Source organism: Kluyvera sp. EC_51 (assembly GCF_019584505.1).
Classification (GTDB): Bacteria; Pseudomonadota; Gammaproteobacteria; order Enterobacterales; family Enterobacteriaceae; genus Kluyvera; species Kluyvera sichuanensis.
The window spans coordinates 151790-164704 of record NZ_VDAG01000006.1 but is presented as its reverse complement, the minus strand read 5'-3'; the positions used below and the strand labels follow the sequence as shown (position 1 = coordinate 164704).

Sequence of the window (12915 nt, the reverse complement as noted above, 5' to 3'; positions counted from 1 at the left end):
GTGTATGACGCTAAGCGCCGTGGTGATACAGCCCCTGGTTGATGATGTAAGAGAGTACGGCCTCCGGCATCATCTTTTCACAGGACTCACCGCGCTCTAAGCGTTCGCGAATCAGCGTGGCGGAAACATCAAACCACGGCGTTTCTGCCAGGTATATTTTCCCTGCCGGCTGATGATGCAGATCTTCGATGTTGCTGGTGAGATGGCGATCCAGCCACTGCTGGTGCTCCTCATGCTTCATGGTTAGAGGATAGCCCGGCCGACGCGTGACCAGCAGGTGAGCGTTGTCGAGAATCGTCTCGTAGCGCTCCCAGCTTGGGAAGGTAAGCAGCGAATCCTGGCCGATGATAAAGGCGAGCGGTTGCTCTGGCCCCTGTTCCTGTCGCCACTCCTGCAGCGTATCTGCCGTCCAGGACGGCGTGTCACGGCGCAGTTCGCGTTCGTCGAGCACAAACAGCGGCTTATCGGCAATGGCCAGTTCGACCATAAACTTACGCTGTTCGCTAGTGGCTTCCGGCTGCGGACGGTGCGGCGGCACGTTATTGGGCATAATGATGACCCGAGACAGCCCTATCTGGTTAGCCAGAATCTCTACTGGTTTGAGGTGGCCATAGTGAATGGGATCGAAGGTCCCGCCGAAAAGCGCCTGTAGTTTTGCCATATCATCCATCGATAAAAACGTCGGCCAGTGCTTTATGACAAAGCAGCAGCGACAAACTTTCCAGTTCAGCCCAGACCGACTGACCGTAATCCTGTTTCAGCGTCAGCTCTGCGTGACTTAACAGCGTCACGGCCTGACGAAGCTGTGCGGCGCTTAGGCGGTTGAGCGCATCGCCCACCATGCCGCGACGGTTTTGCCAGACCCGATGCTTATCAAACAATGCGCGCAGCGGAGTGTGCGCGCTTTGACGCTTTAAGGTCACCAGCATGAGCAGTTCACGCTGTATGGTGCGCAGCAGGATAACCGGCTCGCTGCCTTCCAGACGTAGCTGCTGCAGGATATGCAGCGCGCGTTTGCTCTTGCCAGCTAACAGGGCATCGACCCAGTGGAAAGGGGTAAAGTGCGCGGCATCGTTGACGGCTTGTTCAACGCGAGGCAGCGTCAGCTTGCCGTCCGGCCACAGCAGCGACAGTCGCTCCAGCGCCTGTGACAGCGCCAGCAGGTTGCCTTCATAGCAGTAGCAGAGCAGTTGGCTCGCAGGTTCATCAAGCTGCAGGTTGTTCTGCTTCGCGCGGTTAGCCAGCCAGCGCGGTAAATTTGCGGGTTCCGGCGTCTGACAGCTAATCTGCACGGCGCGGGTCGCCAGAGCGGTCAGCCAGGCGGCGTTTTCCTGCGCTTTGGTCAGCTTGTTGCCGCGAATAATCAGCAGGAGATCGTCATGCAGCAGGCTCACCAGCGTGGCGAGCTGTTCGTTGATCGCGGCGTTAGGGCCGTTTTCAGGCAGCAGCAACAGCAGCGTCTGGCGGCTGGCGAACAGGCTCATCGCCTGGCAGAGGGAAAAAAGCTCGTTCCAGTCGGTGCTGGCGTCAAGCGTGAAGGTATGGTGCTCGATAAAGCCTTTGCTGACGGCGGCATGCCGGATGGCGTCCTGGCTTTCCTGGAGGAAAAGGGGGTCATTACCGAGCAGGAGATACGCCGCGCGCAGCCCTTCAGAGAGCTGCGCGCGGAGTTGTTCTGGGTACAACCGAATCATCAGTTACCCAGAGTGGTTGATACACGAGAGCTGGCGGCAGGCGGGGTCGCCTGATTTTCCGCACTCTCTTTGGCATCGGCAATGTGTACGCTTGGCAGCTTACGAATCAACTGTTCAGCCGCTTTCTGGTACATCTCTTGTACGATCATGCCCTGTTCGCTGTCTTTCGCCAGCGCTTTCTGCGGGTTGTCGAAGAACGAACGGTACACTTTGGTCGAGATAGGGAAAATATCCTGACCTGGGATAAGTACCGTGGCGTTAACCGTCATCACCATCTGATATTCAGCTGTTTGACCATTCTGGAACACGGAAGCCGTGTCCTGCTGGAGGCTATATGAACCCAGACGCAGGGACGGGACGTCCTGGCGCGTCGTGCTTTGATCAAGCACGGTAATGCCACTCGTTCTCAGCTGTTCGCGAACTGCGCGGCTCAGAGGGCCGTTTGGATCGCTAGACTGGAAAATCAGTGTTTTCATTTCGTCCGGCACCAGCGTGGTACTACGCAGATGCCAGCCGCATCCGGCGGTGACCAGCACCGCCAAAGATAACAACAATGTTGTCAGGTATCGCACGCTTCCTCCCGCGCTTAGCCAACGACCAGGTTAAGCAGCTTGCCCGGTACGTAAATCACTTTACGCACGGTTACGCCCTCAAGGTATTTCGCAACCAGGTGTTCCTGGCCTGCACGCTCACGAACTTGCTCTTCAGTCGCATCAACCGCAACGGTGATTTTACCGCGAACTTTACCGTTGACCTGAACCACGACCAGCGTGGTGTTTTCCACCATCGCTTTCTCGTCAGCCACCGGCCACGGCGCGTTGTCGATATCGCCTTCGCCGCCCAGCTCCTGCCACAGCGTGAAGCTAACGTGTGGGGTGAACGGGTTGAGCATACGCACGACGGCCAACAGCGCTTCCTGGATCAGCGCTCTGTCCTGCTCGCCTTCCTGCGGTGCTTTCGCCAGTTTGTTCATCAGCTCCATGATCGCCGCGATGGCGGTGTTGAAGGTCTGACGACGACCGATATCATCGGTAACTTTAGCAATAGTTTTATGAACGTCACGGCGCAGCGCCTGCTGATCTTCCGTCAATGCATCTACGTTCAGCGCCGCAACCGGGCCCTGAGCGGTGTGTTCATAGACCAGTTTCCAGACACGTTTCAGGAAGCGGTTCGCCCCTTCAACGCCGGATTCCTGCCATTCCAGAGTCATATCCGCTGGAGAAGCAAACATCATGAACAGACGCACGGTATCCGCACCATAGCGTTCAACCATCACCTGCGGGTCGATGCCGTTGTTTTTGGACTTGGACATTTTGCTCATGCCGGTATACACCAGCTCATGGCCCGCCGCGTCCTTCGCTTTCACGATACGGCCTTTCTCGTCGCGCTCAACGATAGCGTCAACCGGGGAAACCCAGTTACGTTCGCCGTTTGCGCCCACGTAGTAGAAGGCATCTGCCAGCACCATGCCCTGACACAGCAGCTGTTTAGCCGGTTCGTCAGAGTTGACCATGCCCGCATCACGCATCAGTTTGTGGAAGAAGCGGAAGTAGAGCAGGTGCATGATAGCGTGTTCGATACCGCCAATGTAGATATCAACCGGCAGCCAGTAGTTCGCCGCTTTAGAGTCAAGCATGCCTTCCTGATACTGCGGGCAGGTGTAACGCGCGTAGTACCATGAAGATTCCATGAAGGTGTCGAAGGTGTCGGTTTCACGCAGCGCAGGCATACCGTTAACGGTGGTTTTTGCCCACTCTGGGTCGGCTTTGATCGGGCTGGTGATGCCGTCCATGACCACATCTTCCGGCAGGATAACCGGCAGCTGATCTTCTGGGGTTGGCAGCACGGTGCCATCTTCCAGCGTCACCATTGGGATTGGTGCACCCCAGTAGCGCTGGCGGGATACGCCCCAGTCACGCAGACGGTAGTTCACTTTACGCTCGCCCACGCCCATCGCCGTCAGTTTGTCAGCGATAGCGTTGAAGCCGTCTTCAAAGCTCAGGCCGTCGAACTCGCCGGAGTTAAACAGGGTGCCTTTTTCGGTCAGCGCCTGCTCGGAGAGATCCGGCTTGCTGCCGTCTGCGGCAAGGATAACCGGCTTGATGTTCAGGCCGTATTTAGTCGCAAATTCATAGTCGCGCTGATCGTGGCCCGGAACGGCCATTACTGCGCCAGTACCGTACTCCATCAGGACGAAGTTTGCCGCCCATACCGGGATCGCTTCGCCGGTCAGCGGATGAATAGCTTTAAAGCCGGTGTCGACGCCTTTTTTCTCCATGGTCGCCATATCGGCTTCAGCCACTTTGGTGTTACGGCATTCGTCGACGAAAGCTGCCAGGGCCGGGTTGTTCGCCGCAGCCTGCTGCGCCAGCGGGTGACCCGCAGCAACGGCCAGGTAGGTGCAGCCCATAAAGGTATCTGGACGGGTGGTGTAAACGGTCAGCTTGTTGGCGTAGTCGTTAACGTCAAAGGAGATTTCAACCCCTTCGGAACGGCCGATCCAGTTGCGCTGCATCGTTTTCACGGTGTCAGGCCAGTGATCCAGGTTATCCAGATCGCGCAGCAGTTCGTCAGCGTAAGCGGTGATTTTGATAAACCACTGTGGGATCTCTTTACGCTCAACTTTGGTATCGCAGCGCCAGCAGCAGCCGTCGATAACCTGTTCGTTCGCCAGTACGGTCTGGTCATTCGGGCACCAGTTCACCGCAGAGGTCTTTTTGTACACCAGGCCTTTTTTATACAGCTCGGTGAAGAACTTCTGCTCCCAGCGATAGTATTCTGGGGTGCAGGTGGCCAGCTCGCGGCTCCAGTCATAACCAAAGCCCAGCATTTTGAGCTGGTTTTTCATGTACGCGATGTTGTCGTAGGTCCATGGCGCAGGCGCAGTGTTATTTTTTACCGCAGCACCTTCAGCCGGCAGGCCGAACGCATCCCAGCCGATTGGCTGCAGAACGTTTTTGCCCAGCATGCGCTGATAGCGAGCAATAACATCGCCGATGGTGTAGTTACGGACGTGGCCCATGTGTAGTCGACCAGAAGGATAGGGAAGCATCGACAGGCAGTAATACTTCTCTTTGCTCTCGTCTTCAGTAACTTCAAATGTGCGCTTCTCATCCCAGTGAAGCTGGACTTTCGATTCTATCTCTTCCGGGCGGTATTGCTCTTGCATGGCAGCCAGTGATCCTGTTTTCAATACAGCTACAAATGTAGCCTATAGATGTGGTATTTCAGATCCGCATAGCATAGCCCAAACGTTCACGTCAAAACAGCCTTTCGCACGTTAAGGCGGCGAAAAGCTCCGAGCGTCATTTATCAACTCTGTGGTGAAGCTGGCAAAGCAGAAATCAAATAACGGCTATTATTAGAAGAGGTTAACTGGCTGGGAGAGGAAACAATGAACAAGGTTGCTCAAATTTACCGTGAATTGGTGGGCTCGCTAACTGAACGTCTGCGCAATGGTGAACGCGATATCGATGCCCTGGTCGCGCAGGCGCGGGCGAAGGTCGCACAAACCAGCGAGTTAACGCGTAGTGAAATTGATGAACTGTTGCGCGCCGTTCGTCGTGACCTCGAAGAGTTCGCGATGAGCTACAGCGAAAGTCAGGAAGATGATTCCGACAGCGTGTTTTTGCGGGTGATTAAGGAAAGTCTCTGGCAGGAGCTGGTGGATATTACCGACAAAACGCAGCTGGAATGGCGCGAAGTGTTCCAGGATCTGAACCATCACGGGGTGTATCACAGTGGGGAAGTGGTGGGGTTGGGTAACCTGGTGTGTGAGAAGTGTCACTACCATCTGGCGGTGTATACGCCGGACGTGCTGCCGCGCTGCCCGAAGTGCGGGCATGACCAGTTCCAGCGTCGGCCGTTCGAGCCGTAATGGGCATTCCCGGGGGCACTCCGTTCGCCCGGGCTACATGAGGGTTGTAGCCCGGCCAAGCGCAGCGCCGCCGGGGCAGGCTCAATGGTAAAACGCTAACCGTTCAGCCAACAGATCAACAAACGCCTCTCGGTCTACGTCCACCATGACCGTCGCGTTCGGTTTATTCCCCGTCAGGAAGTAGTAATCCACCACCGTCATCCCCTGCGTGTATTTCCCCTGCGTCTCCACGCCAACCCAGCGCTCAACGGTAGTGAAGATCTCCGGCTTCAGCAGCCAGGCGATGGTACACGGGTCGTGCAGCGGCGCGCCAACAAAGCCCCACTTTTCATCCTTGTGGTATTCCATAAAGAAGTCGAGTAGCTCGGCAACAATGGTTGAAATCGGGTTGCCAATCGCGCGAAAACGTTCGGTATCGGCAGCGTGGATTTGCGCTTTATGCGTCACATCAAGTCCAGCCATGACGACCGGAATTCCCGACTGGAAGACGATTTCCGCGGCTTCCGGATCAACAAAGATGTTGAACTCGGCGGCAGGCGTCCAGTTGCCGAGCGTCATCGCACCGCCCATGATAACGATGCGGGCGATTTTTGCGTGCAGCTCCGGGTGGCCGTTGAGCAGCAGCGCGACGTTGGTTTGCGGGCCTGTAGAGACAATCGTGACCGGCTGCGGGCTTTCACGTAGGGTTTTGGCCGTCAGCTCAACGGCGGTGCAAGGCTGCGGTGCAAAGGACGGCTCCGGCAACGCCGGGCCATCAAGCCCGCTCTCGCCGTGAACGTTGTCGGCAATAATCAGCTCACGCATCAACGGCTTTATCGCGCCGCGAGCGACTGGAATATCCGGACGCTGGAGCAGCGTCAACATGCGCAGGACGTTACGCAGGGTTTTGTCCGGCGTCTGGTTACCGGCGGAAGAGGTGATAGCTTTCACCTCCAGCTCAGGTGAGGCGAGGGCGAGAACAATAGCGATCGCGTCATCATGACCCGGGTCGCAATCAAGAATAATTGGCAGTGCCATAGCGGTTCCTTGTCAGCATTATTTTGTGACAAGGGTAAATCCTGCATGTGGAATGAACGAGAGCAGAAACGCGAAAGCGTGATGAGACGCGCAAAAGGGTAGCCCGGCCGAGCGAAGCGACGCCGGGATAGCTCAGTGCCCGACCCGGCGTCGCTTCGCTCGGCCGGGCAACATGAGGTTGGGATTAGTGCAGGATTTTGGCGAGGAAATCTTTCGCGCGGTCAGATTTCGGGTTAGCGAAGAAGGCCTCTTTGTCGGCATCTTCAACGATCTTGCCCTCGTCCATAAAGATAACTCTGTTGGCCACCTTGCGCGCAAAGCCCATTTCGTGAGTCACCACCATCATGGTCATCCCTTCATGGGCCAGCTCGACCATCACGTCCAGCACTTCGTTGATCATCTCAGGATCGAGCGCCGATGTTGGTTCATCAAACAGCATTGCGACCGGATCCATACAGAGCGCACGGGCGATTGCCACACGCTGCTGCTGGCCGCCGGAGAGCTGCGCCGGGAACTTGTTGGCGTGCGCGGAAAGCCCTACTCGCTCGAGCAGCTTTAAGCCTTTTTCGCGGGCCGCGGCTTTATCGCGTTTCAGAACCTTAACCTGCGCCAGCGTCAAGTTCTCGATGATCGACAGGTGCGGGAACAGCTCGAAGTGCTGGAACACCATGCCGACGTGAGAACGCAGCTTCGCGAGGTCGGTTTTTTTGTCGTTGACCTTAGTGCCGTTGACCAGGATTTCTCCCTGCTGTACTGGCTCAAGACCGTTAACGGTTTTAATCAGCGTGGATTTGCCGGAGCCGGACGGCCCGCACACCACCACCACTTCGCCTTTTTTCACTTCCGTGGAGCAATCGGTCAGCACCTGAAAGTGACCATACCATTTAGAGACGTTTTTCAGGGTAATCATTATACGGTCCTTTTCTTCAAGTAGCTGACCAGCAGCGAGGCGCTAAGGCTAATCACAAAATAGACAAAACCAGCAAACAGAATCATTTCCACCTGAGTCCCGTCACGCTCACCAATCGTGGAAGCGGTACGGAAGAAGTCCGCGAGGCTCAGGACGTACACCAGTGAGGTATCCTGGAACAGGACAATCCCCTGGGTCAGCAGCAGCGGCACCATGGCGCGGAAAGCCTGCGGCAGAATGATGAGCTTCATTGATTGCCAGTGGGTCATCCCCAGCGCCAGTGCGGCGCTGGACTGCGCGCGCGAGATGCTCTGAATACCTGCACGGATAATCTCGGAGTAGTAGGCGGCTTCAAACATCGAGAACGCCACCATCGCCGAGATCAGGCGGATATCGCTTTTTGGCGACAGCCCAAGCACGTTTTGCAGGAAGCCCGGCACAATCAGGTAGAACCACAGCAGCACCATCACCAGCGGCACGGAGCGGAAGATATTGACGTAGGCTTTAGCAAACCAGGCAACAGGTTTAAACGCCGACAGGCGCATCACCGCCAGCAGCGTACCCCAGACGATACCGATAATAATCGCCGTGACGGTAATTTTGAGGGTGATAACCAGACCTGCCAGCAGGTAAGGCATCGACGGAACTATCGAACTCCAGTCAAAATCGTACATTATTTACCTCCCAGATTGCCTGGCAGGCGGATTTTGCGTTCCACCAGCGCCATTACCAGCATAATCACGGCGTTAATGAAGACGTAGGCGAGGGTGATCGCCGTAAAGGATTCCCAGGCGTGCGCGGAGTAGTCCAGCAGCTTGCCTGCCTGCGCGGCCATATCGACCAGACCAATCGTGGAGGCGATGGCCGAGTTCTTCACCAGGTTCATCATCTCGGAGGTCATTGGCGGCACAATTACGCGATAGGCGTTCGGCAGCAGCACGTAGCGGTAGGTTTGCGGTAGCGTCAGGCCCATCGCCAGACCGGCGTTCTTCTGCCCGCGCGGCAGCGACTGAATGGCGGCGCGCACCTGCTCGCAGACGCGGGCGGCGGTGAACAGACCCAGACAGATCATCGAAGAGAGGAAGAACTGGATGTTCGGATCCAACTCCGACTTAAACCACATGCCGAGATTTTCCGGCAGTAATTCCGGCACCACGAGGTACCAGGTAAAGAACTGCACAATCAGCGGGACGTTACGGAACAGCTCGACGTAGCAGGTGCCGAGTGAGGATAAAAAGCGGTTAGGAACGGTACGCAGGATGCCGAACAGCGAGCCGACGAGGAAAGCGATAATCCAGGCGGTAATCGAGAGTGCGACGGTGACCTGAAAGCCGCTCCACAGCCAGCCGAGATAGGTGGTGTTGCCGAATGGGGCCTGTTGTAAAAAGATACCCCAGTTCCAGTCTATTGACATAATGAACTCCAGAAAAAAAGGGTAGCAGTACGACCTGCTACCCTCGAAGATTGTGGAACAGCGTTTTGCGGTATTCAGGCCAGGTGGGGAACGACCACCTGACGTATAGTCTGTCCGTGCTGAACTACAATCGAGAGGGCAGATTTATCCGCCCCATTTTTTTAATTAGTTAAGTGCTTTGTCGTTTGGCGTTTTGAACAGCGTTTTCATCTCTTCTGACAGCTCAAAGTTCATGTTCAGGTTTTTCGGTGGAATTGGGTTTTTGAACCACTTATCAAACCATTTCGCCGCTTCGCCTGAAGTCTGTGCCTGAGCGATGGTGTCATCCATCAGCTTTTTGAAGTCCGGGTCGTTTTTACGCAGCATACAGCCGTAAGCTTCCTGAGACTGCGGCTTGCCGACGATCTCCCAATTGTCTGGTTTCTTGGCTTTCGCACGTTCACCAGCCAGCAGGGCGTCATCCATCATAAACGCCACCGCACGACCGCTTTCCAGGGTACGGAAGGAGTCACCGTGGTCTTTGGCGCTGATGATGCGCATATTCATTTTTTGCTCGTCGTTCAGCTTGTGCAGCAGAATTTCAGAGGTAGTACCGGAGGTCACAACCACCGCTTTGTCTTTCAGATCCGGGAAGTCTTTAATCGGGCCGCCTTTTTTCACCAGCAGACGCGTACCGACCACGAAGATGGTGTCGGAGAATGCAGCCTGTTTCTGGCGTTCGACGTTGTTGGTGGTAGAGCCACACTCAAAGTCGAAGGTGCCGTTTTGCAGCAGTGGAATACGGTTCTGGGAAGTGATTGGAATCAGCTTCACATCCAGTTTCGGGTTGTTGAGCTTTTTCTTGATAGCGTCAACGATGGCGTTGGAGTAGTCCTGAGAGTAACCGACCACTTTCTGCTGGTTGTCGTAGTAGGAGAACGGCACAGATGATTCGCGGTGGCCAACGACGATAACGCCGTTTTTAGCAATTTTATCCAGCGTCGATTGCTGCGCGGCATCGGCGGCAGGCTGTGCGTCTTCTGCATGCGCCAGGCCAGCGGTCACACCCATGACCAGCATGGCGGCGGCCAGTTTACGTAATTGCATATCCAACTCCTTTATCCTCTGCATCGGCAAAGATGCATTGATACCCATTGTGATTGTTGTGTTGTTCTCGCTGCGTCTTTAGCGTGCAGCGTTATGTGTGTTTGTTAGCATTTAGTTTGGCTTAATGTAAAGATTTTGCTGCTTTATTGTTTATTTTTGCGAAGCGCGCCGCACCGATTTGAGGCAAAAATCGCAGTTTGCACGATTTTGGTGCTACCGATGTGTTGTTGTGGTGCAACTTAGTTGCGCCAGTCGGTGGTGTGCAGCCTCTTGATTATATTAAGCAATTGGCGTGCCAGAATGGGCTTTGTGAGGGAGGTTTACGAGTGGAAAAGGACCTGTAGGCCTGATAAGCGCAGCGCCATCAGGCGCCATACGGCACGGTTGCCGGATGGCGGCGTACCGCCTTATCCGGCCTACATTCGGTAGTGCAGAGTTTTACTTGCGACGCTGACGCAGGCTCATCACCAGCGCACCAAAACCAAACAGTGCGGTAATCAGCCACACGGTCCAGTCGCCGGTACGTGCATAAGGCGTTAACCCAGTGGTTGGCGTCACTTTGGTGGTCAGTACCTGACGCGTGAACTGCGGGATCATCGCCTGAATTTCACCGCGTGGGCCAATCACGGCGGTAATGCCGTTGTTGGTGCTACGCAGCAGCGGACGCGCCAGCTCCAGCGCTCGCATGCGTGCCATCTGGAAGTGCTGCCACGGGCCGATAGACTTACCAAACCACGCATCGTTAGAGATAGTCAGCAGGAAGTTGGTGTCCGGGCGGAAGTTGTCGCGCACCTGCTGGCCGAGAATAATCTCGTAGCAGATAGCGGCAGTTAGCTTCAGGTTATGCGCCTGCAGCTGCGGCTGGACGTACGGCCCACGGCTGAATGACGACATCGGCAGGTCAAAGAACGGCGCGAGCGGGCGCAGAATCGACTCCAGCGGGACAAACTCACCAAATGGCACCAGGTGATTTTTGTTGTAACGGTTGGTCGACTCGTAGCTGTACGGGCTGTCTTTACCCAGGGTGATGATGGTGTTGTAAGTGTCGTAGCGGTTCTGCTTATTGAGACGCTGGTCGACAATACCGGTGATAAGCGTGCTGTCTTTGGCGCGCAGTAAGTCATCCATCATGCTCAGGAAGCGCTGCTGGTTGATTTCCAGATCCGGAATCGCCGACTCCGGCCAGATAATCAGCTGCGATTTGCCCATCACCTGTTCGGTGGCATCAAGGTAGATTTTCAGCGTATTAATCAACTGGCCTTCATCCCACTTCATGGCCTGTGGAATATTGCCCTGCACCAGTGAAACCTGAGTGGTTTTGTCGGTTTGCAGGGTATACCACTGGATGTAACGCAGTGGGAACGGCAGGGCGAAGAGAATGACGCCCACCACCAGCGGACGCCAGTTGCGGGTCACCAATGCCAGCACTAACAGCCCGCTTACCACCATCAGCAGGAAGTTGATGGCCTCAACGCCCATCAGCGGCGCCAGCCCTTTCAGCGGGCCGTCAATCTGGCTGTAGCCAAACTGCAGCCACGGGAAGCCGGTCAGCACCCAGCCGCGCAGGAACTCGGTGATTTGCCAGACAACCGGCGCGGCAATGGCGACGCGAACCCAGTTGGTTTTCGGCCACAAGCGCGACAGAATGCCGGCAAACAGGCCGGTATAGAGCGAGAGATAGGCGGCCAGCAGCACGACGAGGAAGACGTTGACCGGGCCCGGCATACCGCCAAACTGCGCGATGCTGACGTAGACCCAATTAATGCCGGTACCAAACAGGCCAAAGCCCCAGAAATAACCAATGGCGGCGGCCTGCACGGGGCGACGGTTAAGCGTCAGCGCCTGTAGCCCTATCAGCGAAACAATCGCCGCTGGCCAGAAGTCATAGGGAGAAAAAGCCAGCGTACCGCTGGCTCCGAAAAGTAGCGCCAGCAGCAGACGAATGCGCTGGCGTTCAAGCAGTGAGGCAAATGCCATGAAGGTTATTCATCCAGTTTCGGTTGTGGGGAATCGTCCGGGATTTTAACGTGAACCTGAATAATACGACGGCTGTCCGCCATAGCGACCTTAAACTGGTAACCATCGATGTCGATGGTTTCCCCACGGGCAGGCAGGTGGCCAAAGGCCTGCATTACCAGACCGCCAATGGTGTCCACTTCGTCATCGCTGAAGTGGGTGCCGAACGCGTCGTTGAAGTCCTCAATAGAGGCCAGCGCGCGTACCGTCCAGGTGTGGCGGCTGAGCTGACGGAAGTCGATATCGTCCTCTTCGTCATACTCATCTTCAATTTCGCCGACAATCAGTTCGAGAATGTCTTCAATCGTCACCAGACCCGATACGCCGCCAAACTCATCGATAACGATGGCCATATGGTAGCGCTGGGAGCGGAACTCCTTCAGCATACGGTCAACCCGTTTGCTTTCCGGCACGACAACCGCGGTGCGTAACACTTTATCCATGCTGAAGGCTTCGGAGTCGCTGCGCATAAACGGCAGCAGATCTTTCGCCATCAGGATCCCTTCGATGTGATCTTTATCCTCACTGATCACCGGGAAGCGCGAGTGGGCGGACTCGATGATCACATCAAGACATTCGTCCAGGGTCTGGTTGCGTTTCAGGGTAATCATTTGGGAGCGCGGGATCATGATGTCGCGGACGCGTTGGTCTGCGATATCCATTACCCCTTCAAGCATATCGCGCGTATCTTCATCGATAAGCTCGTTCTGCCCGGAATCACGGATCAGCGCCAGGAGATCGTCACGGTTTTTTGGTTCACCGTGGAAAAGCTGGCTGAGTAAGAGGGAGAAGAATCCCTTTTTGCTGTTTACTGTGTCACTACTGTGTGAATTGTCGTCGCTCATGGCGTCGTTTGGGTTCTCATGTTGATTTAACTGTCGCTCGTCACGCGTAAACTCAG

At 55.7% G+C, this 12915-nt stretch carries 12 protein-coding genes; 1 reads left to right on the top strand and 11 read right to left on the bottom strand.

All coding sequences use genetic code 11. The features are described from left to right. Positions 1 to 10 precede the first annotated feature (10 nt). The 4 genes from nadD to leuS are packed head-to-tail and all read right to left on the bottom strand — an operon-like array spanning position 11 to position 4863. Positions 11 to 670, bottom strand: a complete 660-nt coding sequence (nadD, locus tag FHC49_RS02325; RefSeq protein ID WP_220438472.1) for a nicotinate-nucleotide adenylyltransferase — start codon at positions 668 to 670, stop codon at positions 11 to 13. Next, on the bottom strand, positions 663 to 1694 hold the full coding sequence (gene holA, locus FHC49_RS02320; protein ID WP_220438471.1) for a DNA polymerase III subunit delta: 1032 nt from the start codon (positions 1692 to 1694) through the stop codon (positions 663 to 665). Before holA ends, nadD begins: the two co-directional genes overlap by 8 nt. Beyond that, complete coding sequence (gene lptE / locus FHC49_RS02315; RefSeq protein ID WP_185669826.1) at positions 1694 to 2266, bottom strand: LPS assembly lipoprotein LptE; 573 nt, start codon at positions 2264 to 2266, stop codon at positions 1694 to 1696. The genes holA and lptE overlap by 1 nt, the downstream gene beginning before the upstream one ends. 14 nt (positions 2267 to 2280) lie before the next feature. Further along, positions 2281 to 4863, bottom strand: a complete 2583-nt coding sequence (gene leuS, locus FHC49_RS02310; protein ID WP_220438470.1) for a leucine--tRNA ligase — start codon at positions 4861 to 4863, stop codon at positions 2281 to 2283. A 225-nt stretch (positions 4864 to 5088) separates the two neighbouring features. On the opposite strand from leuS, the gene FHC49_RS02305 reads away from it, so the two are divergent. Next, the gene (locus tag FHC49_RS02305; protein WP_220438469.1) at positions 5089 to 5571 is read left to right on the top strand and encodes a zinc ribbon-containing protein; all 483 of its coding nucleotides are present in this window, start codon (positions 5089 to 5091) and stop codon (positions 5569 to 5571) included. 81 nt (positions 5572 to 5652) lie between these two features. On the opposite strand, the gene rihA is transcribed toward FHC49_RS02305, so the two are convergent. From rihA to corC, 7 genes are all read right to left on the bottom strand, one after another. Next, positions 5653 to 6588: a pyrimidine-specific ribonucleoside hydrolase RihA gene (gene rihA, locus FHC49_RS02300; RefSeq protein WP_220438468.1), complete on the bottom strand. Its 936-nt coding sequence runs from the start codon at positions 6586 to 6588 to the stop codon at positions 5653 to 5655. 184 nt (positions 6589 to 6772) lie between these two features. After that, a complete protein-coding gene (gene gltL / locus FHC49_RS02295) occupies positions 6773 to 7498 on the bottom strand; it encodes a glutamate/aspartate ABC transporter ATP-binding protein GltL (protein WP_185669822.1) in 726 nt (241 codons plus the stop codon). Continuing rightward, positions 7498 to 8172 (bottom strand): glutamate/aspartate ABC transporter permease GltK, encoded by a 675-nt coding sequence (gene gltK / locus FHC49_RS02290; protein ID WP_220438467.1) that lies wholly within the window; start codon positions 8170 to 8172, stop codon positions 7498 to 7500. Before gltK ends, gltL begins: the two co-directional genes overlap by 1 nt. Continuing rightward, positions 8172 to 8912 carry an amino acid ABC transporter permease gene (locus tag FHC49_RS02285; RefSeq protein ID WP_035894314.1) on the bottom strand — a complete coding sequence of 247 codons (741 nt, stop codon included), beginning with the start codon at positions 8910 to 8912 and terminating at the stop codon, positions 8172 to 8174. The genes gltK and FHC49_RS02285 overlap by 1 nt, the downstream gene beginning before the upstream one ends. A 165-nt stretch (positions 8913 to 9077) precedes the next feature. Next, positions 9078 to 9998, bottom strand: coding sequence for an amino acid ABC transporter substrate-binding protein (locus FHC49_RS02280; RefSeq protein ID WP_185669820.1), 921 nt, complete (start codon positions 9996 to 9998; stop codon positions 9078 to 9080). Between the two features lie 438 nt (positions 9999 to 10436). Next, positions 10437 to 11975 carry an apolipoprotein N-acyltransferase gene (lnt, locus tag FHC49_RS02275; RefSeq protein ID WP_220438466.1) on the bottom strand — a complete coding sequence of 513 codons (1539 nt, stop codon included), beginning with the start codon at positions 11973 to 11975 and terminating at the stop codon, positions 10437 to 10439. Between the two features lie 5 nt (positions 11976 to 11980). Next, the gene (gene corC / locus FHC49_RS02270) at positions 11981 to 12859 is read right to left on the bottom strand and encodes a CNNM family magnesium/cobalt transport protein CorC (RefSeq protein WP_185669850.1); all 879 of its coding nucleotides are present in this window, start codon (positions 12857 to 12859) and stop codon (positions 11981 to 11983) included. Positions 12860 to 12915 lie beyond the last annotated feature (56 nt).